Origin of the sequence: Amylolactobacillus amylotrophicus DSM 20534 (assembly GCF_001434555.1) — a bacterium.
GTDB lineage: Bacteria > Bacillota > Bacilli > Lactobacillales > Lactobacillaceae > Amylolactobacillus > Amylolactobacillus amylophilus.
The window spans coordinates 1-25,196 of record NZ_AZCV01000004.1; the positions used below are offsets into that span (position 1 = coordinate 1).

The window sequence follows — 25,196 nt, forward strand, 5'->3', positions numbered from 1 at the left end:
TGCCACCTCAATTTTTAAATCAGTTGAATATTTAGTCATAGAAAATACCCCATAATTGTTAGATTATTTGTCTAACAATTATGGGGCACTTCAAAAACGGCCTTTTAGCCGTTTTTTATTTTGCCAATTATAATTGAGTATTAAAAAGCAAAATGGTATTATGAAAATGGTTACATTTAATATATTAAGTTGAGGGTTTTGCTTGATGACAAATTTCATTTATTCATTACGATACACAATTGATCCACGAACCAATACACCAGAGAAAGACGAAAAGTTCATTAATTTCGTTAAAGACGCCAAGATTGACAACGTCGCCTTTTTCATTAATCCAGAGGAACTAAACGCCAGTCATCTGACTCAGACGGAAACACAGGCCTGGCTCGACGCAATTATTCCTTTGCAGGAACGACTTGCACAGCTGGGCGTCACAACCAGCCTTAATCCTTGGACGACCATCATGCATTCCGATCGGGGCCAAACAGTAAATCCAGAAATTGGTTTCGATACCCTAGTAGACATTAATGGTAGAAAGGCTACTTCAATGGGCTGCCCTGCAGATCCACGCTGGCGAGATTATTTAGCTGCACGCTATGCCCAATATGCCACACTCCACCCAAAAGAACTCTGGCTGGAGGATGATTTCCGGCATTACAACCACACCCCACTTAAACTTGCTTGCTTCTGCGACCGTCACATGAAAATCTATCAGGAGAAACTAGGTCTCCTAATTTCACGTGCAGCTTTCGTTAAGGAGGTCTTACAATCGGGGCAGCCAACAGAGGCTCGTCACGTCTATCTTGCAACTGCACGGCAAGAGATGATTGACACTGTTAGTCAAATTGAGCAGGCAGTTCATGCGGTTTCACGTGAAACAAACCTTGCTCTCATGACTAGTTTTCCCAATTGGCATGCAATGGAAGGCCGTGACTGGCTCACTCTATTCGACAATTTGGTTGGTGCTGGTCATCCACGTGTTGCTCGGCCGCACCTTCCAGCATACAATGAAATTTCACCATTAAAATATGGACGAGTTTTTGAAGAATACACCAGAATTACCGCTGCCTACCTAGGCGATGAAGCTGTGCTTTATCCAGAATTAGAGAACTATATGTATTCAGGTTTCGTCAAGTCCGTTAAGTTCACACAATTTCAAATAGAAACTACTGCGTTAGTTGGTGCGCGTGGAATATTATTGAATCTATTTGACATGATCGGCAACGGAATTAATGAATCCTATGGTTATGCCAAAATGCTGGCAAGAATCAAACCATTTATTGAGAAAATATCTGAGCATCGGTTGAAAATGCAGCAGATTCGCGGAATCAAGATTCTCGTAAATCAGGATTCCGGATTCACAATACAGACAGATAAAGGAATAGATCCTACAGAACTCCTCCCACACGAGCAAAACTGGACTGCCCTACTCAGCACATTTGGTTTCTCTACTACGGTAATTCCAACGAGTGCTAAGACAAAATTTAAAAACCAAGTACTTGCAATAAGTGGCCAACTTTTACGAAATTTCGCTAACGATGCAATCGTTGATATCATCAGAAATAACATCGTCTTACTAGATGGTGAATCAATTCAGGTAATCATCGATCGCGGGCTTGGGGCAGAGCTACTTCATCTACGCTCAAGTGAATGGCACAATGTCCGCACGGGATTTCAGTCGTTTGAGCAAGCAGATAATAAGTCGATTGAGGGAGTTAAAAATCCCCGCATCACCATGCTTCAACATACAGGTGACTATCTACAGCTCGAATACCAACCCAAGGCAGACGTAGATATCTGGACTTCTGCATATAATTCAACCGATCAGAGTCTGGGTAGTGTAATGGCCGTTATCGACAAGCACATTATAGTTATGCCAATGAATCAAGATTTAAAGTACGGTTGGGAATCACAATATGTTGGCTATAAACAAGGGCTGTACCAGCAAATTTTAACAGGAATCACAAGCGTGGACTACCTGGTGAATATGCCTAATGTAAAACTAAACGTTAATTCTACCGGTAATATTATATGGATTAGTAACTTCACCATCGATGACTATGATCAGATAATCTGGCATCCGGCGACGAAGGTTCTCCAGACAAACGCAAAAATTATAAAACGATCAGGAAATTATTTTGAAGAAAAAGAAATTAATTTAATTCACGACGGAAGTCTAATCAAAATTAATGAGCCAATTAATGGGTTGGAGACAATCCAAATAATAATTTAGCGTCCAAATTAAACAAACTTCTATAATCAGAAGTTTGTTTTTTATTAACTGCTATTTTCCATTTTTTTCGTTTATAAGCTATAATCAACGGTATGAATGGGGGTAACGGAATATGGCTAACTTTCTCGATTATTTACGCTGGCGCGGTGATCTCTCCTTTACAGTGAATCCACTAAATGAAGTTGATGCAGCAATTTTAGCAACAATATCGTACTTACCAATTGAACAATACTTGAAATACCGTAGTTCAATCAAACTAGGAGATATTGCGAAATTGCTATTAAATAATCGACAATTAATCCAGACCTTGGATCAGCAAACGCAACTGACACTTCAATTGATTATCTACAGTCCCCGTTTTGCAGATATCAATGTGATCGACTATATGTCGAAATCCCGTCAAAATCCAGCAATGCAATTCACGGCGGTTACATTTAGAATTCGCCCACACCAACTGATTATTAGCTACCGCGGAACCGATCACACAATGATTGGTTGGAGTGAGGATATGACGATGAGCTATTCAAATAAGATTGAAGGGCAACAAGTTGCGGCAAAATACCTGGCGGAACAGACAGCCCAGCACCCACACTCGAAATTTATCCTTACAGGACACTCAAAAGGCGGAAACTTTGCCATCTACGCTGGCGCCTACACGCCGCCATCCGTCCAAAGTCAGATTAAACAAATCTATAATTTCGATGGACCTGGCTTTGTGCAAGAAATAATGGCTACCCCAGGATTTCAAGCAATTATCGAAAAAGTAAGGTCTTTTGTACCCCAAGGGTCCATCTTTGGTTTGATGCTCAATCACTCGGAACCTTTGAATATTATTAAATCGGACAAAAAAATACTATTACAACACAATCCCGTCACCTGGAATGTTGTACGTAATAGTTTCGTTAAAGTTGATAAGTTAAAGACCAGCAGTAATATCATTGACCAAGCAATCAAAGATTGGCTAGAAGATGTTCCGCCAGATCAGCGCGAAGCACTGTGGTCCTCGTTATTCGATGCTTTTGCCGAGATTAACATTACGCAAGTTGATCAACTGATGCGCAATAAATTTATTGGCGCGCTTCAACTAAGTAAAGCTTATCTGGCGCTTAATCCCGCCACCAGGCTGGTGGCCCATAAAATTATCGATGAATTGGTCCAGAATATTCGTAGGAATATTCCGAATGTTTCACCATTCAACAATAAGACTGATTAAGTAGCCGGCATTAGTATGGCTCATGTGTTGTATCCATGTTAGAGAATCTGTTGTGCGATTTAGTAAAAATTAAGTTTGCTGTTCCGCGTGCGCCGGAACGGTTTTTTTCTAGGATTACTTCAACAATTCCCGTATCTGGATCTTCATTAGGTGCAGCTCCCGGATTATCCGAGTTCTCCTCACCTTCACTACGATAATAATCATCCCGGTACAAGAACGCCACAATATCGGCATCCTGTTCGATAGAGCCAGATTCACGGATATCGGACAAGACTGGTCTCTTATCCTGTCGTTGTTCAACTCCCCGAGAAAGTTGGGAGAGCGCAATTACTGGTACATGGAGCTCTTTTGCTAATTTCTTCAACTGTCGCGAAATATCCGATACCTCTTGCTGCCGATTCTCACGGTGATTACCCTCGATCAATTGCAGATAATCAATGACCACGAGACCAAGATTGCCTTTTTCTTTAGCCAAACGACGAGTTTTAGCACGGATCTCTGACATTTTGATGCCCGGTGTATCATCGATAAAAATATTTGTTTTGTCAAGCGAACCAGCAGCAACAACGAGATTACGCCACTCCTCCTCGCTCAACTGCCCAGTTCTGAGATGAGTTGAATCAATCAATCCTTCGGCACATAACATTCTCTGGACAAGTTGTTCCGCACCCATCTCGAGACTAAAAATTGCAATTGTTTTCTCGGTTTGAATACCAACAAATTGGCAGATATTGAGCGCAAAAGCAGTCTTACCAACACCAGGACGTGCAGCCAGGATAATTAACTCATCTTCATGAAACCCAGTTGTCAACTTGTCCAGTGCCTGATAGCCCGTTGCGAGACCAGTAATCATGTTTCCGTCAGCAGGTATCATACTCAAATCATTAATCGTACTATCCAACACATTATGAATTGGCTTAAAGCTGGATTGATTGTTATCCTGTGCAACATTTAAAATGCTTCGCTCGGCATCATCCAAAATCGTGGTAATATCAGAATTTTCTTCAAGTACATTGGTAATGATATTCTGCGATGTAGCAATTAAGTTACGCATCAACGATTTTCTTTTAACTATTTTTGCGTAGAAAACCACGTTGGCAGCCGTTGGAATCATTTGTGCCAGGTCAATGATATAAGAGATTCCGCCGATATCTTCTAACTGATTGTTGCGTTTCAACTCGTCTTGAATAGTAATGGCGTCTATTTCAACATCATTTGCATTTAAGTTCAGCATGGCTGCGAAAATTATCTGGTGTGCTCGTTGATAGAAGTCCTCGGGTACCAACTCCTCGGCAGCTTCGATTAGGGAATCAGGCCGCAGAAAAATAGCACCTAAAACTGATTTCTCTGCTTCAATATCTCGTGGAACATTTGAATTAACAATATTATCCATTTTTTAAACCTACTAAAATTAAAAACTACGCATTATTGCGCAGTAATGTGAACTCTGATTTTTGCTTCTACACCTGGAAATAGCTTGACTGGCACATTTGTGTATCCTAGTGTTCGAATCGGCTCCGGTAAATTGAGCTTCCGCTTATCAATTTTAACATCGAATTGTTGTTGCAATGCTTCAGTAATTTGCTTACTTGGCACGGAACCGAACAGCCTAGTATCTTCGCCAGCCTTTGACTTAATTTGAACCACTGTCTTATCGTCTTCCAGGAAGGACTTCAATTTAATCGCTTCTTGTTTCTCTTCTTCATACGCTTTTTGCTCAGCCTTTTGTTTGCCGGCAAGCTCTCTCTTTGCCTGAACTGTGGCCTCTTTAGCATAGCCGTTTTTAATTAAGAAATTATTTGCATAACCATCGGGCACGTTCTTAACTTCACCGCGTTTTCCTTTGCCACGTAGGTCTTTAATAAAAATTACTTCCATCTTGTTTCCTCCTCAGTTACTCTTCTTCATCTTCTGTATAGTTAATTGAAGCGAGTAATTTTGATCTCGCCTGGTCAACTGTGACGAACTTAAGCTGTGTAGCAGCATTTGATAAATGTCCCCCACCACCCAAGCGTTCCATAATTACCTGAACATTGATTTTGCCAAGGGAACGAGCCGATATACCAATAGTCTCCTTATTGCGATGCGTGATGACAAATGAAGCATCAATATGCTCAAGTGACAACGCCGTATCTGCAGCCTGAGCCGCAATAATTGGGTCGTAACTTTTGTCCTCCTCACCAACCAAAAGTGCAATATTTGGCTGAATCATTTCGATACTCGAAATAAGGTGATTTCGCTGGATAAAGCTATTTAGATCTTCCTTCAATAGCGACTGCACAATAGCATTATCTGCACCAACTGAACGTAGATAACTCGCAGCATCAAATGTTCTGGTACCCGTTCTCAAAGAGAACGCCTTGGTATCAACCGTAATACCGGCCAGCATTGCTGACGCTTCAAGCTTAGTCAAGCTACTGTTACCCTTTGGCTGATATTCAAGCATTTCGGTCACCAGCTCACAGGTTGACGAAGCGTACGGCTCAATGTAAACCAAAATCGGGTTCTCTGGAAATTCTTCGCCACGCCGATGATGATCGATAATCACAACCCTGTTTTGTAGTCTATCATAGAGATCCTTATTGTAAGTAATACTTTGTTTCGAGTGGTCCACCATTACAAGTAGTGACTTGTCAGTAGCTAGGTCTAGAACCTGATTAGAATTAATGAATACCTTTTGTTCGTCCTTATCGCTAGCATGAATCCCGTCAATCAGCCGCTTAACATCATAATTAACTTGGTCCTGATTCAAGACGACGTGCGCGTCCTTCTTATTCATCTTAGCAATCTGGGTAATTCCGAGGGCTGCACCAATAGAATCTAAGTCTGGTGACTTATGGCCGACAACAAACACATGGTCTACATCTTTAAAAAGTTCTTGAAGAGCCTGACTAACCATTCTAGCACGCACACGAGTCCGCTTTTCCATTGGATTGGACTTGCCCCCGTAGAAACGTGCATCCTTATCGTGCTCTTTAACAACAACCTGATCACCACCACAACCAAGGGCCAAGTCAAGATTTCGTTGGGCTTGTGTAGCTAATTCATTCAGGCTAGTCTCACCAAATGAGAAACCTGCAGAAAGTGTGACGGGATAGTTTTGTTTCGATGTATCATTACGAATTTTGTCCAAAATAGAGAAATTATCTTTCTCAACTTTTGCCAAATTCTGCGCGTGGGCCAGAATAATGAAATGATCATCATCTATCCGCTTTAAATACATCTCATACTGTTTTGCCCAATCGCTCAGTGTACCTGTAACGTACGAATTCATCGCACTTATTGCCTGGTCATCCATCGACTGTGAGAGTTCATCATAGTTATCTAGGAATATTTGACCGATAGCAATTCGCTCCGCATTATAGCGTTCCTCGATGAGTGCATAGCGTGTAACATCAAGAAGATATAGAACACCCAAATCCTCCTGCACACTCATCTCAAATTGGCGTTTACCCCAACGGACAACTTGATTTGCTGAAGTATTACTATGAAGCGCCTTGTCCATTAACTTCGCTAATTCATCATCAACGGACTCTATTTTTCTACCAATGACATCTTTATTGCTGAGATAGAGCTGCAGGTAAGGATTTACCCATTGAACCTGATTATCCTCATCAAACAGCAAGATTCCAATTGGCATCTTGATCAATGCTTCCTGTTCACCGCGCTTAATCCGATAACTCAAGTTGGAGACGAAGTCCGTGGCATTCTGCGATAGAATATACGCCGCAAAGAAAATCGTGACCGCAATGAGGATAAATAGCAGTAACATAGCTATTCCGTACAACGGGCTAATGATAAATCCAATAATGGAGCCCACTAAAGAAAGTACCAGAATAGTAATTGTTGAAACAATCAATCTCGAATCTTTGATGAAAGATGGTAGTTCGATATTCTTAAAGAAATTCTTCAATTTATCCCATGTCCTTCTCTAAATAAAAACGCTGATACCAATACTGATTTTACCATACAATAGCATGTTAATTCAGATTAAAAAAAGACGGTCCCAGCCGTCAAAATGTTTCACGTGAATCAATTATTGCGCTATTTTTAAAATCGAGACCCTATCAGTCCCATCTACCTCAGATAGCTCGACCTGAATCTGTTCCGTCAAGGATGTGGGAATATTTTTGCCCACAAAATCTGCTCGAATAGGCAGCTCTCTGTGACCGCGATCCACTAGGACAGCGAGACTAATCTTCTTTGGCCGGCCAAGATCCATCAAGGCATCAAGTGCTGCACGAATGGTTCTTCCTGTGAAGATGACATCATCAACCAGAATAACATGTTTATCGGTAATTGTGCTTTTAATACTGCTGCCATTCACGTCGGGCAAGCGGTGATTGTCGGGCACATGCACATCATCCCGATAAAGCTTGATATCGAGCTCACCCACGGGGACGCTCACTGATTCCAGCTCACTGATTCGTTGCGCGATTCTTCTAGCTAAGTAAATACCCCTGGTCTTAATCCCGACTAAGATAACATCATCAAGCACTTTGGTCTGTTCAATAATTTCATATGTAATTCTGGTAATGGTTCTCTTGATAGTTGATTCATCAATAATTTCTTTACCCATGTTGAGCTACTTCCTCGCTATTTTCAGCTTATACTCAGCAGAATATCTGGTTTTCAGCTAGTTGTCAATTATGGTAAAACAAAAACCCCCAACAATGTCAGGGGTTTTAACGACCATTAGTCTTCAGCGACGAATGGTAGCAATGCCATAATACGTGCACGTTTGATTGCAATTGTCAACTTACGTTGATTCTTTGCTGATGTGCCAGTAACACGACGTGGTAAAATTTTACCTCGTTCTGAGATAAAACGTTTCAACAAATCTGTGTCTTTATAATCGATGTATTCGATGTGGTTAGCAGCGATGAAGTCAACCTTACGGCGACGACGGCCACCGCCTCTTCTTTGTTGAGCCATGACTATCACATTCCTTTCTTAATTAAAATGGTAAATCATCATCCGAAATGTCAATCGTACTACCAGAATCTGCAAAAGGATCGATAGGTTTACTATCATCAGCCTTTGGTGCAGAATTTGTAGGAGTTTGACCTTGATTATTAAATCCGTTATTTCCAAATGATTGATTACTGTTACCGTTGAAGTTATTTTCACCACTTCGACGTGACTCAGTTTGAGATCGCGACTCAAGGAGTGAGAAGTTATCTACAACAACTTCAGTAACGTAAACTCTCTGACCCTCGTTGTTATCGTAAGAACGCGTTTGAATTCGTCCTTCAACACCAACTAATGAGCCTTTTCTGGTAAAGTTCGAGAAGTTCTCTGCGGACTTACGCCAGATAACACAGTTAACGAAATCTGCCTCTCTCTCACCTTGCGCATTCGTAAACTGTCTGTTTACTGCAAGAGTGAAGGTTGCGACAGAAACGCCGCTACCTGTAGTTCGTAAATCAGGATCACGTGTAAGACGACCAACAAGTACAACTCTATTAATCATACTTAATATCTCCTTTTCCCTAATTTACAATTAAGCTTCTAATTTGACGATCATTGAACGTAGAATTGATCCGTCAATCTTTGACAAACGATCAAATTCGTTCACGGCATCAGCGTTTTCTGAAGTAACAACTACGATATGGTATGTACCTTCGCGGAATTTGTTAATTTCATATGCAAAACGCTTCTTGCCCCAGTCTTTAGACTCAACTATTGTTGCACCTTGATCAGTTAAAACCTTATCAAAACGGTCGATCAAAGTTTTCTTACTTTCTTCATCAAGATCTGGCTTGATGATATATGTAATTTCGTACTTAGTTTCTGCCATGACTAGACACCTCCTTTTGGACTATTGGCTCTATTAGAAGAGCAAGGAGTAAACTACAATTGCTTGCAGGACGATATAAAAAACCGCCTAATTACTCACAGTGCATAATTCTAACACACCTAATAAAAAAAAACCATAACTTTTACACGCGATCCGAGCTAATGCTCATTATAAACTACGCAAAAGTATGGTTATTCCTTTTTTAAAATTAAATATTCTCAGAATCATCCGATTCAGAAACAGATTCATCTGTTGTGGTAGCAGTATCTTCCACGGTAGTATCAAGCGAATCAGCCACTTCCACCTCTGCTTCTTCATCGTCTTCTGGTACCTTGGTCATTCCGGCAACCTTAGTGCCATCATCCACTCTAATTAGTCTAACACCGAGTGTTGCACGTCCTGTTTGAGAAACGTTTGCCACCTTGAAACGAATCAGCACGCCGGCATCGGTAATCAACATCAAGTCTTCCGTCCCGTCAACAATTGTAATTCCAGCCAACGGACCATTCTTTTCGGTGATATTTGCTGTCTTAATTCCTTTTCCGCCCCGACCCTTAACTGGATACTCGGAACTTGGTGTACGTTTCCCATAACCGTTTTCAGAGATTACAAGCACCTCTGAGTCAGGCCGTAATACTTCTGAACCAACCACGTAATCATTATCACGTAACCGAATACCACGTACACCAGAAGCCGTGCGACCCATCGAACGAATATCGGTTTCTTTAAACGTAACGGCGTAGCCGTGATGTGTCCCAATAAAGATAATCTGATTACCATCAGTCGGAATAACATTACTTAGTTCATCGTCCTCTTTAAGGGTTAAGGCGCGTAGGCCACTCTTTCTGATGTTTGTGAACTCAGCAACCTCTGTTCGTTTAACGGTACCCAATTTCGTCACGAAGAACAGGTATTTATCAGTATTCGTATCAGAAATATTGATTACCGCCTGAACCTGCTCACCCTTCTCTACGTTCAATAGATTGATGATTGGAATTCCTTTGGCAGAACGACCAAATTCCGGAATTTCATAGGCCTTCTTACTGTAAACCTTACCTGTGTTGGTAAAGAAGAGTAAGTAGTCATGTGTAGAACTGAAGATTAGATGCTCGATGAAATCTTCATCATGGACACCCATTCCCTGAATACCACGGCCACCTCGGTTCTGGACTTTGAACTCATCCACAGGAAGTCGCTTGATGTAGCCGTTATGAGTCAACGTAAGCAGCACATCTTCGCGCTCAATTAGGTCCTCATCCTCGATGCTCAGCACTTCTCCGACACGTAATTCAGTTCTTCTGTCATCGCCAAATTTACTTTGAATTTCAAGCAATTCATCATAAATGATTTTGTCGACACGCTCTGTATGTGCCAGGATATCTTTAAAATCGGTAATTTGCTCAATCAGCGCATTATACTCATTCTCAATCTTGTCACGTTCTAGTCCGGTTAAACGAACCAAACGCATATCAAGAATGGCCTGTGATTGCTTGTCTGACAGCTGATAATTCGTAATCAACTGTTCCTTTGCCACTTCAGCCGTCTTAGAGCTTCTGATAATGCGAATAATTTCGTCAATATGGTCCAGCGCAATTCGCAAACCTTCAAGAATGTGTGCTCGAGCCTCAGCCTTCGCTAATTCGAACCTTGTTCTCCTTGTGATTACCTCTTCTTGATGTTTGAGGTAGTATTGTAGGATTTCTTTCAGGCTCAAGAACTTTGGTGCACCATCAACGATAGCCACCATGTTGAAGCCAAAGTTGGTCTGTAACTGTGTTTCCTTGAAGAGATTATTCAAAACAACGTTAGCACTGGCATCACGGCGGATATCGATTACAATACGCATTCCCTGTCGATCAGATTCATCGTTTAAATCGACGATTCCGTCAAGACGCTTATCACGTGCCAAGTCAGCAATTTTCTCAACCAAACGTGCTTTATTGACCATGTAAGGTAGTTCGGTAACGATAATCCGTTCTCGACCATTCTTCTCAACCTGAACTTCAGTTTTAGCACGCAAGGTAATCGTACCCTTGCCAGTCTCGTAAGCTCTCCTAATACCGGACTTACCCATGACAATACCACCAGTCGGGAAATCTGGTCCGGGAAGGACTTCCATCAATTCAGCCAAACTAGCATCAGGATTATCCATCATGATGTGGATAGCACTGATTACCTCGACAAGATTATGTGGGGGAATATTGGTGGTCATTCCGACCGCAATTCCAGTTGCGCCATTAACCAAGAGGTTCGGGAACCTGGCTGGCAAAACAGCGGGTTCCTTTTCAGATCCGTCATAATTATCGACGTAATCAATCGTATCTTTGTTAATATCACGGAGCATTTCAACCGCAATTTTACTCATCCGGGCTTCGGTATAACGCATGGCTGCAGCACCATCACCGTCAACTGAGCCAAAGTTACCGTGGCCATCCACCAGCATATTACGGTAGCTAAATGGCTGTGCCATCCGCACCATAGCTTCATAGATGGCAGAATCACCATGTGGGTGATACTTACCCATCACATCACCGACAATTCTGGCCGACTTCTTGTATGGCTTGTCTGGCGTAATTCCTAATTCATTCATTCCGTACAAAATACGTCTTTGCACGGGTTTCAATCCATCGCGAACATCTGGCAGAGCCCGGGCGACAATAACACTCATGGCATAGTCAAGAAAGGAAGTTCGCATCGTCTCAGACAGATTAACGTTCTCTATCCGACGATCATTTAGATTATCCATTAACTCACCTCATTAAACATCGATATTTTCAACAAATTTCGCATTCTGTTCAATAAATTCACGCCGTGGTTCCACTTGATCCCCCATCAGCATTGAGAATACTTCGTCAGCTTCAATCGCATCTGTGGGGTCAACTCTATCTAATCGCCTGTGTTCAGGATTCATAGTTGTTTCCCACAGCTGTTCGGCATCCATTTCTCCAAGACCCTTATACCGTTGAATAACGGGTTTAGGACTTGGTTGCAAAGTTCCGAGGAAACTGTCTAGTTCTTCATCAGAATCGATATACTTAATTAATTTACCCTGCCTTACTTGATACAGAGGTGGCTTAGCGATATAGACGTATCCTGCTTCAATCATTGGCCGCATGTAGCGGTAGAATAACGTAAGCAAGAGCGTTCTAATATGCGCACCATCGACATCGGCATCGGTCATGATAATTAATTTATGATATCTTGCTTTAGAGACATCAAAATCCGAACCAAAACCAGTGCCCAAGGCAGTGAACAACGTCCTAATTTCTTCGTTAGCCAGAATTTTCTCCATGCTGGCTTTCTCAACATTCAAGATCTTACCCCTGATTGGGAGAATAGCTTGCGTCAAACGTGAGCGTCCTTGTTTGGCTGAACCACCGGCAGAGTCACCCTCAACGATGAATAATTCAGAAATTTCAGGATCTTTACTTGAGTTATCAGCCAGCTTACCTGGTAAATTACTAATCTCCAGGCCAGATTTCTTTCTGGTAACCTCACGTGCGCGTTTTGCTGCAGCACGAACACGAGCAGCAAGTTGCCCCTTTTCGACGATTTGCCGCGCCACTGTAGGATTTTCCATCAGGAATTTCATGAAAATATCAGAGAAGGTCCGATCAGTTGCGGTCCTAGCGTCTGAATTGCCGAGCTTAGTCTTTGTTTGTCCCTCAAACTGGGGATCCGGATGCTTGATTGAGACAACAGCAGTTAAACCTTCACGAATATCGTCACCGGAAAGCTTCTCATCGTTTTCCTTTAGGATGCCGCTCTTCTTAGCATAATCATTAATAACACGCGTCAAAGCAGCTTTAAAGCCAGCTTCATGAGTACCACCCTCATACGTGTGAATGTTATTAGCAAATGTCATCAGTTCGGAATGATAGCCAGTCGTGTATTGTAGTGCTACTTCGACATTAATCCCTTCGAATGAACCCTCTACATAGATGGGTTCCTCAAAAAGTGGTTCCTTGTTCTTGTTCAGGAAGCTAACATAACTCTGAATACCACCCTCATAGTGATACTCAACCTTTTCGGCCGTATCAGCACGTTTATCCGTAAATGTTAACTTAAGGCCTTTGTTAAGGAATGCTAATTCTCTAATTCTGGTCTTCAAAACTTTATCGTCAAAGATTGTCGTCTCGGTAAAAATATCAGGATCTGGGAGGAAGTGCACAAGCGTGCCATGCTCCGTTTCCGGCGCATCGCCTACGACCTTCATCTCAGTCCGCACTCTGCCGTGTTCGAAATCAATGTAGTATTTCTTGCCATCATGCGTCACAGTTGCGTCTAGTTCAACAGAGAGTGCATTAACTACAGAAGCACCTACACCATGTAGTCCACCGGAAACTTTATATCCGCCACCGCCAAACTTACCACCGGCATGCAAAATAGTGAAAACTGTCTCGAGAGCAGGCCGACCAGTCTTTTTCTGGATACCAACAGGAATACCACGTCCGTCATCACGAACGGTGACACTATTATCGGGCTCAATCTCGATGTTGATTTCGCTAGCAAAACCCGCGAGTGCTTCATCAATCCCATTATCGATGATCTCCCATACTAAATGATGGAGACCTTGACTGCTCGTTGAGCCAATGTACATACCAGGACGCTTACGGACAGCTTCTAGCCCTTCGAGGACTTGAATTTGACTGGCATCATACTTATCTGCTTCTTTTTCAAACAGTTCAATATCATCGAGAACGTTTTTATTATTTTCTTCAGTCATATAAAACTCCTTAGCTTTCAAACGGTGCTAAAACACCATTTGCTATCTTAAAAATTTTTGGTTTTTGAATTATTTCCCAGGAAATGCCCGCTAAATCTGTGGTTGTAATAAAAGTCTGTGTTTTACCATGAATGTAATTTAGAAGTGCGGTTTGCCTAGTCACATCGAGTTCTGACATTACATCATCCAACAACAGAATCGGATATTCTCCTGTAATTTGATGAATTAATTGCACTTCTGCGAGCTTAATACTTAGGACAACGGTTCTCTGTTGTCCCTGAGAACCGTATAAGTGGGCATTTTGCTGATTGATGGAGAAGATCAGGTCATCACGGTGGGGTCCTACCAATGTTGTACCCGACTTAATTTCCTTACTCTGATTAGTTTCATAAGCACTAAGCAGGTTCTGGTATAAATTCTCGACGCTCATTGATTCATCAACTTCGATACCAGTGGCCGAATATTTTAGTTCTAGTTCTTCCTTTGTTCCACTTATCTGCTCATGAGCAAGCTTTGACCTAGTATTCAATTCATTGATTAATTTAATTCTATAATGAACTATCTCAGCACCTAAGCCAGCTAATTGATCGGATAAAACTTCTAGGAAGACTAAATCCTTTGTTTTATTCAGTGCAAGCTGTTTCAAATAATTGTTCTTCTGCTTCAGAACTTGCCGATACTGGCTAATAAAATACAAATATTCAGCACTAATTTGACCAAACTCCAAATCCATAAAACGCCGTCTAATCGCTGGCGAACCCTTTATTAGATTTAAATCTTCCGGAGAAAATAAAATAGCAGTCATCTTTCCGATATAGTTTGAAAGCTTAGCCTGCTCCAAATGGTTGATATACGCTATTTTCCCTTTAGGTGTAACCCTGACCTCTAAATCAAGTTCAATTTGACTCTGATGCAGATGACCCTTGATACGTGCAAAATCTGCGTCAAATTCAATTAGTTCCTTATCATTACTGGTTCTATGCGATCTCGTTAATCCCAAAAAATAGATTGACTCCAGTAGATTAGTCTTACCCTGCGCATTCTGACCCAAGAAGATATTTACATCTCGCGAAAAATCAACATCTAGGCTGGGGTAATTACGGTAAAATTCAAGTGAAAATTTCGAGAGATACATTAATCTACCAACAATCCTTGAATCATAAATTCATCCTGGCCAATTTTTACCTGGTCACCTGAGTGCAGTTTCTTGCCCCGTCGTTGTTCACTCTCGCCGTTGACGTATACGGTATTCTCAGCGAGAAACCATTTAGCTTGTCCCCCAGACGAAATATACGTTAGTTCTTTTAAAAATTGTGCCAGAGTGATATAGTCACCCTTCAATTTAAAATTGGTAATTAAAACCGCCCCCTTCGATGCCACTTAATCTACTTAATTATAGCGTTTTTAGGAAAGAATAACAAATCAAATCAAATATTTTGCTTATTTTTAACGCTTTTAAGCTAAGTTAATATTCCTACACCACTTGAGGTAAAAAACGCTAAAAACACAATAAATTCGATAATAATAAAAAGCCCCCAATTTTTCGAGGGCTTTTTGGCTGAAATAGAGCTAAATATTAATTAAAACGTTCTAACTGGGGTAATTAACTGCACAAATTTTAAATCAGCTTGATTAGGAACCACCGTAAATGGTCGTAATGGCTGTGTAAACTTCATCAACACTTGATCTGTAATTGATGCACGCAGGGCATCACGAAGATAATCCGGGTTAAATGAGATTTCTAGCTCATCCCCGCTCATGGCTTTAGCTGCAATCTCTTCCTCAACGTTACCAATTTCAGGAGAATTACCCTTGATTACCACCGTATTATTCAGTGGATTAATCGATAGTTTCACAACGTTATTTCTACTTTCGTGTGTCAGAAGACTTGCTCTATCAAGCGAGCTAGATAAAGTAGCAATATCAAACGTCACATCAGTGGTTGATGTTTCAGGTAGTAAACGGTCGGTGTCAGGATAATGACCCTCTAGCAGACGTGAATAAAACGAGATATTGCCAATTACGAACAGAATCTGATTTTCACTAGATTTAACACTAATCTTTGTGCTTGTCTCACCAATAATTCTGGATAGCTCTGTTAGGCTTTTGCCAGGAATAATTAGGTTCATCTCACCTGTTGGACCATCGGTTAATTCAATTTCTCTCTGAGCAAGGCGATGGCTGTCAGTAGCCACAGCTTTAAGTTTACCTGCTGCAAACGCGAAATGGACACCTGTCAGAATTGGCCGACTTTCCTGAATTGCGACCGCAAAAGTCGTCTGATTAATCAGTTCACTAATAACTTTACTGTCTAGTGTGAAGCTATCGTCATTTTGAACTTCTGGTAAACGCGGATAATTATTCGCATCTAAGCCGTTAATCGTAAATTCTGCATTCTCAGATTTAATCAGGGTCTGGAAATTCTCAGTAACTTCAAAAGAAAAATCTTTACCTGGTAATTTTTTAACAATCTCGCTAAAGAATCTGGCTGGTAATACAATTGATCCTGTAGTGCTAATTTGTAAATCTTCGCTTGCTGCTAACTTAATTTGGATAGAGATGTCCGTGTCGCTACCAGTTAATACTAGCTCTTCTTCTGACAAATCCAGTTTAATACCCGTTAATATTGGAATAGTTGTTCTAGAAGAAATTGCCCGCATCACATTATTCAAATTTTCTAAAAATAAATTACGGTTGATAACGAATTTCATAATGACCTCCAGTGTCTTTGTTTATATTAATTATATATTATTTAAGTAGTAATAGTAGTAGGTCCTGTTAATTTTGTTCATAAGTCGAAAATAACACAAGGAAACAGGAAAGTGCTTGTTTATAACCTGTGGAAAAGTAGTTGAACTTATCCACAACTAGCGATCGAGCATTTGGCGTAAATCAGCAACTGATCCTTTCAATTCCACATCCGTTTGAATTGCCTTTTGAATCTTATCATATGCGTGCATTACCGTAGTGTGATCCTTACCACCAAACTCCTGACCAATCTTAGGAAGTGAGAAATCAGTTAGTTCGCGTGTGAGGTACATCGCTACCTGCCGGGGAACTACAATCGACTTGACACGCTTTTTCCCCTTCAATTCGTTTACAGAGGTTTGGAAATAATTAGCAACAACTTCTTGAATCTTCGAAATTTCAAGCCCTCTATTCTTTTGGACTATTCGTAAATTCCTGAGGGCTTCTTTAGCAAGGTCAATATTGATATCCTCACGTTTTATTGTAGCATGGGCCTGTACTTTGACTAGTGCGCCCTCGAGGTTTCTAATATTCGTGTCTATTTGACTTGCGATGTAATCGAGGGTTTGATCATCTATCTCGAGTCGCTCTCCATCCGCCTTTTTACGGAGAATAGCAATTCGTGTCTCTAAGTCTGGTGGTGTAATTTCTACCTGAAGGCCCCAGGCGAATCTAGAAACAAGCCGTTCAGAGAGGCTCGGAATCTCGTTTGGTAGTCGATCACTAGTCATCACAATCTGTTTTTGATCATTGTAGAGAGTTTCAAAAGTATGGAAGAATTCCTCTTGAATCCCCTCCTTACTGGCAAAAAATTGAATATCATCAACTAGTAGCAAATCGCATTCACGATATTTATGGCGAAATTTATCCTGAGTTTTATTCTTGATTGAGTTGATGAAATCATTTACGAAAGTCTCGCTTTGAATATAAACCACCTTAGCTGCTGGATCATTAGCAAGCATTTGGTGGCCAATTGCCTGCATCAAGTGGGTTTTACCTAGCCCTACTCCACCAAAAATAAAGAGTGGGTTATAAAAACTACCAGGGTTATCAGCGACTGCCAAAGCAGCTCCTGCTGCTAACTTATTTCCTTCACCTTGAACGAAAGTATCGAAAGTATATTTACTATTTAGTTTCAAGTCACGCGCAAATTCATTTGGTGTCTGGACGCTTCTTTGAATCACAATCCCGTCATCGTTTTGTTCAGGGGCGATCATCTTCGCAGTTCCTGATTCTGCTGCATTAACTTTAAATACGGGTACTATTTCGAGTGACGCATATGCATACGCCTCTTGAATGAGTACGCTGGCAAGATTCTTCTCCCAATATCCTTTGCTAACAGGTGTCTCCACTGAAATCAGCAATTCATTTGTGTCCCGATTAAATGTGATGGCGCGCGTGTTCTTAAACCAGGCGTTATAAGCAACTTCACTGTAACGTTTTTGCATTTCATCATTAAAGTATTGCCAGAATTTCACTAAATCAAACAAATTTGGTCCCCGCCTGTTCATTCTATTTATGCACAAGCTTAATTTTAGCAGTTTGACCGATAGTTTTCCACAAGTGAATAAAAAAAACAACAAGTACACAGGCTTGTGGAAAAAAATATGCATAAGTCACAATTAACAAAATTTTTTTGCAAAAAAGTAAAGTTATTGGCAGACTCTTGTGGAAAACAAAAGTTGTTGTAGCGGAGGATGAGAATAATTTAAAATACTTTATACACAGTGTGTGTAAAAAGATATATACACGCTGTTAATTGTGGATAAACCTGTAAATTAACCTGTGTTTTACGCAAAAAGTGCTAAAATAAATAAAAAGTTATCCACACGTGGAAAAATTCTGCAAATTTATTTTGTCTTTTCTCTGTAGATATGATATTATTATCAGGCAATTGTGCTTCAGGTGGCCACGCTATATTAAGTGGATCAGCTTTGAAAGCACTCAGTTAAACAGGAGGTGCAAAAAGATGACCACAAAGAGAACTTATCAACCAAAGAAACGCCATCGTGAACGTGTCCATGGTTTCATGAAACGGATGAGCACAAAGAACGGCCGTAGAGTATTAGCTCGTCGCCGTCGTAAGGGTAGAAAAGTATTATCTGCTTAGGCCACTGACTTCAGTGGTTTTTTTATATGAATTGGACTGAATCTGTTGAAAAAATCATACCGTGTTAAATCCGAGCTGGATTTTCAAAAAGTTTTTGACCAGAAGAATTCTGTCGCAAACCGGGGGTTTGTGATTTACCAACTTAAAAAACCGGGTCAAGCACATTTTAGAGTGGGCATTTCCGTCGGAAAAAAAGTTGGCCATACTGCCGTACTGAGAAATCGCTTGAAACGCTATATTAGAGCGACTTTAACCGAGGTCATTGACGAGATACCTGCCGAATTAGATTTTTTAGTTATTGCACGCGCCTCCATTCGTGATTATGATATGAAGCAGGTACGACAAAATTTGCTACATGTACTTAAGTTGGCTAAAATTCTTCCGGAAGAAAATAAAGAGGAAAATATCAGTGAAAAAGATTCTCACTAAACGTAATTTAAAACGCTTTGTTGGGCTTGCAGCAATTGTTGCACTGGCATTAGTTCTTACTGGCTGTTCTACTACTAATGGACCAATCGATCCGAACAGTAGTAGTTTTTGGGATAAGTATATCCTGTATAACATGTCGAGCTTCTTGCTCTGGATTGCGCAACTTGTAAATAATTCATATGGTTGGGCAATTGTCATCTTTACAATTATTGTGCGTGTTGTTCTATTGCCATTAAATGCAATGTCCATTAAGAACATGAAGAAAACCCAAGATATGGCGCCCGCAATCGAGGAACTGAAGAAGAAGTATTCTGAGAAGGATGCGGAGACGCAAAGAAAACTGCAGGCAGAGACACAGAAGTTATACTCAGAAGCTGGTGTTAATCCGGTTGCTGGCTGTTTACCAATGCTACTTCAATTGCCTGTCATGTTTGCGCTGTATCAGACAATCTTCAGGACACCAGAACTCCAAACCGGCCATTTCCTCTGGATGGAGTTAGGTAAGGCAGATCCATACTTCCTAATGCCAATTTTAGCTGCTGTATTTACTTTTGCTAGTTCGTATATCAGCCAGATGAGTACCCCAAAGTCGGCCCAAACAGCCGTTACAAAAGGAATGACCTACTTTGCACCTTTGATGATTGCAATTCCAGCAATTACTTTCCCAACGGCCATCTCGCTCTACTGGGTAATTTCAAACGCCTTCCAAGTAGCACAAACATTCGTGCTCCAAAACCCATTCAAGTATCGGCAAGAAATGAACGCCAAATTGGAAGAGGAACGTGAGAGAAAACGGCAAATCAGACGCGCGTATAAGCGGGCGAAGAAACGTTAGAATTGACAAATTGGCATAATGCCATTATATTATTCAAAGAAATTAAATGATGAAGTAGTCAAAGTGCTTTTTCTATTTAGACCTTATTTCGGTGTAAATAGGAATTAAAGGCACTTTTTTTATTTGCTAAAGGAGTTTATCAGATGCCGACACTTACTGAATATGATACGATTGCAGCCATTTCAACACCAATGGGCGAGGGTGCAATCTCCATTGTGCGCCTATCGGGTGAAGATGCGGTTACGATTGCCAATCACTTCTTTAAAGGTCAAGACTTAGAACATGTCGAAAGCCACACTATTAACTACGGGCATTTTATTGATCCAGAGAACAGTAATTTAATCGATGAGGTTATGGTGAGCGTAATGCGTGCACCAAAGACATTCACCAGAGAGGACATCATTGAGATCAACTGTCATGGGGGAATTGTCGCCACAAATAAGATATTACAGATGTTACTCGGTTACGGTGCTCGAATGGCAGAGCCCGGTGAGTTCACGAAGCGTGCGTTTTTGAATGGCAGAATTGACTTAACTCAGGCAGAATCTGTAATGGATCTGATTCGAGCAAAGACCGATAGGGCAATGCAGGTTGCGGTTGATCAACTGGATGGTAGTTTGACCAATCTCATTAAACGGTTACGGCAGGAAATTCTGAATGTTTTAGCCAATGTGGAAGTGAATATCGACTATCCTGAATACGACACAGACGAGCTAACCACGAAGATGCTACTTGAGAAGGCCAAATTGGTGTCAACACAGATTGACGAGCTATTGAAGACGGCTAAACAAGGCAAAATCATGCGGCAGGGGCTTGCCACAGCTATCGTTGGTCGGCCAAACGTTGGGAAATCATCGCTTCTAAATTATCTTACTAAAGAAGAGAAGGCCATCGTGACCAATATCCCAGGAACCACGCGTGATACAGTAGAGGAATACGTCAGTATCAATGGTGTACCGCTTAAGCTGGTGGACACGGCAGGAATTCATGATACGGATGACATTGTGGAACAGATTGGTGTTGAACGTTCTAAAAAGGCCATTACACAGGCGGATCTTATCCTGTTGTTGCTCGATGGCTCAGAGAATTTAACTACGGAAGATCATAACTTGCTGGCGTTAACCAAGGATAAGAAACGAATCGTTATTCTGAACAAAATGGACATAGAACGACAGCTCACACCCGAGTACCTAAAGGATGAGTTCGGGATAGAGAATGTAGTTGCCACGAGTGTCAAATTGCAGACGGGACTAGATGCCGTTGAACAACAGATTGCCGACCTCTTTTTTGAGGGAATTGAAGATTCAAACAACACGGTGATGGTGACGAACTCGCGTCAGGTTGGTCTGTTGCAACAAGCCAAGAACTCCTTGAATGAGGTCATTCGCGGGATAGAGGTTGGCATGCCAATCGATTTGGTTCAGATAGATATGACTAATAGTTGGGATAAATTAGGAGAAATTACTGGTGAAAGTGCGCCAGATGAGCTGATAACACAACTGTTTAGCCAATTTTGTTTAGGAAAGTAGGATAGCTAATTTTGAGAACTTATGACTCCAATGATTACGATGTGATTGTGGTAGGTGCGGGACATGCCGGCTCAGAAGCCGCATTAGCCGCTGCCAGAATGGGCCAAAAAACTTTATTGTTAACAATCAATCTGGACATGGTTGCGTTCATGCCTTGTAATCCATCCTTAGGTGGACCAGCAAAAGGAATTGTTGTCCGCGAAATTGATGCACTTGGCGGTCAAATGGGGAAGAACATTGATGCATCTTACGTCCAAATGCGGATGTTAAACACTGGTAAGGGACCCGCAGTGCGTGCGTTACGTGCCCAAGCAGACAAAAATCTTTATCACCGCTTAATGAAGGATACGATTGAAAATGAACCTAACCTCACACTGCGACAGGCGATGGTGAATGAACTAGTGATTGAAGATGGTGAGTGTCGCGGCGTTATAACGAACACGGGTGCTAAATACACTGCTAAAGCAGTTGTGCTAACGGCTGGTACTAGCTCTCGCGGTAAGATTATCATTGGTGAGCTGATGTACTCTTCAGGTCCTAATAACTCAATTCCTTCAATCAAACTTTCGGAGGATTTGGAGAAAAACGGGTTTAAGTTGCGTCGCTTCAAGACCGGGACACCGCCACGTGTTGACGGGAATACAATCGATTACAGTAAGACCGAGGAACAGCCAGGTGATAAGACACCAAATCATTTCTCATTTACGAGCTCTGATGCTGATTACTTGCAGGATCAACTGAGTTGTTGGATGACTTACACTAATGATCGGACCCACGATATTATCCGGAATAACCTCGATCGTGCACCGATGTTTTCTGGTGTTATCGAAGGTGTGGGGCCACGTTATTGTCCATCCATTGAAGACAAAATCGTACGCTTCGCTGATAAGCCAAGACACCAGCTTTTCCTCGAGCCCGAGGGACGCGATACTGAGGAATATTATGTCGGTGATTTCTCAACCTCTATGCCAGAGGAAGTTCAATTGCAGATGATCCATTCTGTAGCCGGACTAGAGAATGCCGAGATGATGCGGCCTGGTTATGCGATTGAATATGATATCATCGAGCCTTGGCAGTTAACCCACACGTTAGAGACGAAGCCGGTTAAAAACTTGTTTACCGCTGGCCAGATGAACGGTACATCGGGCTATGAAGAAGCTGCCGGTCAAGGAATCGTCGCTGGAATCAATGCTGCATTGCGTGCTCAAGGAAATGGAGAGACATTTACGCTCGCTCGTGATGAGGCATATATTGGTGTGCTTATCGATGATCTGGTTACCAAGGGCACTAATGAACCATACCGACTTTTGACTAGTCGCGCAGAGTATCGGTTGGTCCTACGTCATGATAACGCAGATTTACGCTTAACCGATAAAGGTTACGCACTTGGCTTAATCGATGAGGAACGTAAGGCGAAATTTGACCATAAGAAAGAAGCTATTGCCCGGGAAATAGCACGATTGCGGACAGTTAGAATCAAGCCAAGTGACAAAGTTAATGCGTTACTAGCCAAGTTACATCAAAGTCCGCTCAAGGATGGCGTGTTAGCCAGCGAATTTCTTAAGAGACCAAATATTTCATATAAAGACGTCCTAAGCCTATTGGGTGAGGAGAAGGCGGCTGCAATTGACCGTTACGTATCTGAGCAGATTGAAATTTCATTGAGATATGAGGGCTACATCAAGAAGGAGCAGATTAAGATTGATCGACTCCATCGCATGGAAGCTAAGAAGATTCCAGATCAAATTGATTACGATGCAATCAATGGTCTCGCAACAGAGGCGCGGGAGAAGTTTAAGAAAATTAGGCCGGAGACACTTGCCCAGGCTGAGAGAATCAGTGGGGTAAATCCGGCTGATATGGCTATCCTGAGTGTTTATATTGAACAGGGAAGGATTGCCAAAGTTAATCAGGCTGTGTCTTAATGATAGTTGAGTAACTGAGACATAAGAAAAAACGTGCAGATTTTTGCACGTTTTTTTACATTCGCTCTATTTTTTTGCGGACGGTTAGCCGCTGTTGGTATGGCACAACGAAGGTTACAAAGTCACCGGCACGTAAAATTGTTGATCCGTCTGGTATGAGTGCTTTTGTTCCACGTGTAATCTTGATTAATAGGGTGTTTTTTGGCCAGTGAATTGTTTTGACGGGTTGTCCGACCAAGTGGCTTTCTGGCACGATGGTCAGAGTTAGCTGGTCAGTTTTCCCAGAAAACTGAGCTGAAGTCGGCAGCATCATCTTATCTGCCAAAGATTCATAGATTGGGGCCCCCTTGAATAGATCAACAACGATGTATGCAACGAGACTTACTATTGCTAGGGGCATCAAGTTGGCCAAGTTACCGACCATCTCCGTTATGAGTAGAATCGCCGTGAACGGTGCTTTACCAATACCGGCAAAATAACCGGCCATGGCAAAGATAATTAAACTTGGTATCATGGTTGGCGAAATGAGGTGTAATACTACCAGAATATTACCAAACAGCGCTCCCAGTACCGCACCTAATGTCAGGATGGGCAGGAAAATTCCCCCGGGTAATCCAGAACCATATGAAATCATCGAGAAGACAAAGCGTAGGAGGAAAACGCCAAATAATAATAGTGTAGTTTCTTTAGCGGTATTCAAGTCAAGGATCAGGTTGTTACCTCCGCCAAGTAGTTCTGGCGCGAAATAGCCTAAAGGTAAAAGAAGGAGTAAAGGAACTAAACCGTTCAAGCTAGTTGGAATGAACTTTATTCTGGCATAGAGGTGGGGCATTAACAACAAGACCTTCTGGTAAAGTAGACCAAACAAACCAAGGAAGATGCCTAGCACAAGTAATGTCCAATAAGAAGAGAGTGGAAAATAAGTTTGATGGCTGATGGCCAAAACCGGTTGTAAACCAAAGATTGTGCTGGTAACGAAATTTGCTGCTAGTGCGGCAGAAAGTGAACTTAGCCAAACGCGGACTGAAAAGTTATGAAAAACCTCTTCAAGAACGAACATTGTTCCAGCAATTGGTGCGTTAAATGCAGCGGCGAGACCACCGGCGGCACCACTTGCAATCAGAATTCTGGTGTTGGTTTTATTGAGGTTAGTTTGCTCAGCGATTCCTTGGCCAATTGATGAACCTAACTGGATTGATGGTCCCTCACGCCCTAGAAATAGACCAGAACCAATTGCCAAAACACCCCCAACATACTTCCGCCAAAGAATGCTCCACCAATTTAGTGTCAACTGTCCTTGTAGTTGGATTTCAACCTCAGGGATACCGCTACCGGCGATATGTGGCTCGTCATGCAGAAATTTGGCTAGGATAAGAGAAATGATTAGTACAAGTATTAACCCTCCAAGTAAGATGGTCCAATTAGTATGTGCTAAGCGAAAACCTTTTTGCCAAAAGCGTAGCGAAATTTCGATTAACCATCTAAACGAACCGACGATTAATCCACTTAACAAACCAACAACGACGCCACGAAAAATTAGGATCAAGCTTTTATTGTCTAAATGTTGTTTGAGATAATTCATCACTAACATTCCCCCATAAAAATCAATTTTACGCTTTTAAAAACAAATTTTACAGGAAAATATTTATAG

The 25,196-nt window shown here is 41.6% G+C and carries 21 protein-coding genes; 7 read left to right on the top strand and 14 right to left on the bottom strand.

The window, feature by feature from the left end; genetic code table 11:
- The first annotated feature begins 205 nt into the window (after nucleotides 1-205).
- Together FC62_RS05185 and FC62_RS05190 are read left to right on the top strand one after the other, a co-directional pair.
- Nucleotides 206-2,230: a hypothetical protein gene (locus FC62_RS05185; protein WP_056945715.1), complete on the top strand. Its 2,025-nt coding sequence runs from the start codon at nucleotides 206-208 to the stop codon at nucleotides 2,228-2,230.
- A 112-nt stretch (nucleotides 2,231-2,342) separates the two neighbouring features.
- Nucleotides 2,343-3,443: an Mbeg1-like protein gene (locus tag FC62_RS05190; protein ID WP_056945716.1), complete on the top strand. Its 1,101-nt coding sequence runs from the start codon at nucleotides 2,343-2,345 to the stop codon at nucleotides 3,441-3,443.
- Nucleotides 3,444-3,453: 10 nt separating this feature from the next.
- Here the strand turns inward: FC62_RS05190 and dnaB are convergent, their stop codons facing one another.
- The 13 genes from dnaB to dnaA all read right to left on the bottom strand — a co-directional run bounded on the left by dnaB (nucleotide 3,454) and on the right by dnaA (nucleotide 18,207).
- Nucleotides 3,454-4,836, bottom strand: coding sequence for a replicative DNA helicase (gene dnaB / locus FC62_RS05195; protein WP_056945718.1), 1,383 nt, complete (start codon nucleotides 4,834-4,836; stop codon nucleotides 3,454-3,456).
- Nucleotides 4,837-4,868: 32 nt separating this feature from the next.
- Nucleotides 4,869-5,321 carry a 50S ribosomal protein L9 gene (rplI, locus tag FC62_RS05200; protein ID WP_054746094.1) on the bottom strand — a complete coding sequence of 151 codons (453 nt, stop codon included), beginning with the start codon at nucleotides 5,319-5,321 and terminating at the stop codon, nucleotides 4,869-4,871.
- Between the two features lie 16 nt (nucleotides 5,322-5,337).
- A complete protein-coding gene (locus FC62_RS05205) occupies nucleotides 5,338-7,356 on the bottom strand; it encodes a DHH family phosphoesterase (protein ID WP_054746093.1) in 2,019 nt (672 codons plus the stop codon).
- Between the two features lie 123 nt (nucleotides 7,357-7,479).
- Entirely contained in the window at nucleotides 7,480-8,022 is a 543-nt protein-coding gene (pyrR, locus tag FC62_RS05210) for a bifunctional pyr operon transcriptional regulator/uracil phosphoribosyltransferase PyrR (protein ID WP_056945719.1), read from the bottom strand.
- 116 nt (nucleotides 8,023-8,138) lie between these two features.
- A complete protein-coding gene (gene rpsR, locus FC62_RS05215) occupies nucleotides 8,139-8,378 on the bottom strand; it encodes a 30S ribosomal protein S18 (protein WP_054746092.1) in 240 nt (79 codons plus the stop codon).
- Nucleotides 8,379-8,400: 22 nt separating this feature from the next.
- The gene (gene ssb / locus FC62_RS05220) at nucleotides 8,401-8,916 is read right to left on the bottom strand and encodes a single-stranded DNA-binding protein (protein WP_054746091.1); all 516 of its coding nucleotides are present in this window, start codon (nucleotides 8,914-8,916) and stop codon (nucleotides 8,401-8,403) included.
- Between the two features lie 30 nt (nucleotides 8,917-8,946).
- Nucleotides 8,947-9,243, bottom strand: a complete 297-nt coding sequence (rpsF, locus tag FC62_RS05225; protein WP_054746090.1) for a 30S ribosomal protein S6 — start codon at nucleotides 9,241-9,243, stop codon at nucleotides 8,947-8,949.
- Between the two features lie 208 nt (nucleotides 9,244-9,451).
- The gene (gene gyrA / locus FC62_RS05230) at nucleotides 9,452-11,989 is read right to left on the bottom strand and encodes a DNA gyrase subunit A (RefSeq protein ID WP_054746089.1); all 2,538 of its coding nucleotides are present in this window, start codon (nucleotides 11,987-11,989) and stop codon (nucleotides 9,452-9,454) included.
- A 12-nt stretch (nucleotides 11,990-12,001) separates the two neighbouring features.
- Nucleotides 12,002-13,969: a DNA topoisomerase (ATP-hydrolyzing) subunit B gene (gyrB, locus tag FC62_RS05235; RefSeq protein WP_056945720.1), complete on the bottom strand. Its 1,968-nt coding sequence runs from the start codon at nucleotides 13,967-13,969 to the stop codon at nucleotides 12,002-12,004.
- A 10-nt stretch (nucleotides 13,970-13,979) separates the two neighbouring features.
- Nucleotides 13,980-15,104, bottom strand: a complete 1,125-nt coding sequence (gene recF, locus FC62_RS05240; protein WP_056945721.1) for a DNA replication/repair protein RecF — start codon at nucleotides 15,102-15,104, stop codon at nucleotides 13,980-13,982.
- The gene (yaaA, locus tag FC62_RS05245) at nucleotides 15,104-15,349 is read right to left on the bottom strand and encodes a S4 domain-containing protein YaaA (protein WP_054746088.1); all 246 of its coding nucleotides are present in this window, start codon (nucleotides 15,347-15,349) and stop codon (nucleotides 15,104-15,106) included. Before yaaA ends, recF begins: the two co-directional genes overlap by 1 nt.
- A gap of 200 nt (nucleotides 15,350-15,549) precedes the next feature.
- Nucleotides 15,550-16,680: a DNA polymerase III subunit beta gene (dnaN, locus tag FC62_RS05250; RefSeq protein WP_056945722.1), complete on the bottom strand. Its 1,131-nt coding sequence runs from the start codon at nucleotides 16,678-16,680 to the stop codon at nucleotides 15,550-15,552.
- 156 nt (nucleotides 16,681-16,836) lie between these two features.
- Nucleotides 16,837-18,207, bottom strand: a complete 1,371-nt coding sequence (dnaA, locus tag FC62_RS05255; protein WP_056945723.1) for a chromosomal replication initiator protein DnaA — start codon at nucleotides 18,205-18,207, stop codon at nucleotides 16,837-16,839.
- Nucleotides 18,208-18,686: 479 nt separating this feature from the next.
- On the opposite strand from dnaA, the gene rpmH reads away from it, so the two are divergent.
- From rpmH to mnmG, 5 genes are all read left to right on the top strand, one after another.
- Entirely contained in the window at nucleotides 18,687-18,827 is a 141-nt protein-coding gene (gene rpmH / locus FC62_RS05260) for a 50S ribosomal protein L34 (RefSeq protein ID WP_056945724.1), read from the top strand.
- 45 nt (nucleotides 18,828-18,872) lie between these two features.
- Nucleotides 18,873-19,256, top strand: a complete 384-nt coding sequence (gene rnpA / locus FC62_RS05265; protein ID WP_056945725.1) for a ribonuclease P protein component — start codon at nucleotides 18,873-18,875, stop codon at nucleotides 19,254-19,256.
- Nucleotides 19,237-20,091: a membrane protein insertase YidC gene (gene yidC, locus FC62_RS05270; protein ID WP_054746087.1), complete on the top strand. Its 855-nt coding sequence runs from the start codon at nucleotides 19,237-19,239 to the stop codon at nucleotides 20,089-20,091. The genes rnpA and yidC overlap by 20 nt, the downstream gene beginning before the upstream one ends.
- Before the next feature lie 143 nt (nucleotides 20,092-20,234).
- Nucleotides 20,235-21,620 carry a tRNA uridine-5-carboxymethylaminomethyl(34) synthesis GTPase MnmE gene (gene mnmE, locus FC62_RS05275; protein ID WP_056945726.1) on the top strand — a complete coding sequence of 462 codons (1,386 nt, stop codon included), beginning with the start codon at nucleotides 20,235-20,237 and terminating at the stop codon, nucleotides 21,618-21,620.
- Between the two features lie 11 nt (nucleotides 21,621-21,631).
- A complete protein-coding gene (gene mnmG, locus FC62_RS05280) occupies nucleotides 21,632-23,545 on the top strand; it encodes a tRNA uridine-5-carboxymethylaminomethyl(34) synthesis enzyme MnmG (protein WP_056945727.1) in 1,914 nt (637 codons plus the stop codon).
- Between the two features lie 55 nt (nucleotides 23,546-23,600).
- On the opposite strand, the gene FC62_RS05285 is transcribed toward mnmG, so the two are convergent.
- On the bottom strand, nucleotides 23,601-25,130 hold the full coding sequence (locus tag FC62_RS05285; RefSeq protein WP_371857352.1) for a ClC family H(+)/Cl(-) exchange transporter: 1,530 nt from the start codon (nucleotides 25,128-25,130) through the stop codon (nucleotides 23,601-23,603).
- Nucleotides 25,131-25,196: the final 66 nt, after the last annotated feature.

Excerpts from the sequence above, each read along its gene's own strand:
- FC62_RS05185 (WP_056945715.1), top strand. The coding sequence starts at position 206 with ATGACAAATTTCATTTATTCATTACGATACACAATTGATCCACGAACC.
- FC62_RS05190 (WP_056945716.1), top strand. The coding sequence starts at position 2,343 with ATGGCTAACTTTCTCGATTATTTACGCTGGCGCGGTGATCTCTCCTTT.
- dnaB (WP_056945718.1), bottom strand. The coding sequence starts at position 4,836 with ATGGATAATATTGTTAATTCAAATGTTCCACGAGATATTGAAGCAGAG.
- rplI (WP_054746094.1), bottom strand. The coding sequence starts at position 5,321 with ATGGAAGTAATTTTTATTAAAGACCTACGTGGCAAAGGAAAACGCGGT.
- pyrR (WP_056945719.1), bottom strand. The coding sequence starts at position 8,022 with ATGGGTAAAGAAATTATTGATGAATCAACTATCAAGAGAACCATTACC.
- rpsR (WP_054746092.1), bottom strand. The coding sequence starts at position 8,378 with ATGGCTCAACAAAGAAGAGGCGGTGGCCGTCGTCGCCGTAAGGTTGAC.
- ssb (WP_054746091.1), bottom strand. The coding sequence starts at position 8,916 with ATGATTAATAGAGTTGTACTTGTTGGTCGTCTTACACGTGATCCTGAT.
- rpsF (WP_054746090.1), bottom strand. The coding sequence starts at position 9,243 with ATGGCAGAAACTAAGTACGAAATTACATATATCATCAAGCCAGATCTT.
- gyrA (WP_054746089.1), bottom strand. The coding sequence starts at position 11,989 with ATGGATAATCTAAATGATCGTCGGATAGAGAACGTTAATCTGTCTGAG.
- gyrB (WP_056945720.1), bottom strand. The coding sequence starts at position 13,969 with ATGACTGAAGAAAATAATAAAAACGTTCTCGATGATATTGAACTGTTT.
- recF (WP_056945721.1), bottom strand. The coding sequence starts at position 15,104 with ATGTATCTCTCGAAATTTTCACTTGAATTTTACCGTAATTACCCCAGC.
- dnaN (WP_056945722.1), bottom strand. The coding sequence starts at position 16,680 with ATGAAATTCGTTATCAACCGTAATTTATTTTTAGAAAATTTGAATAAT.
- rpmH (WP_056945724.1), top strand. The coding sequence starts at position 18,687 with ATGACCACAAAGAGAACTTATCAACCAAAGAAACGCCATCGTGAACGT.
- mnmE (WP_056945726.1), top strand. The coding sequence starts at position 20,235 with ATGCCGACACTTACTGAATATGATACGATTGCAGCCATTTCAACACCA.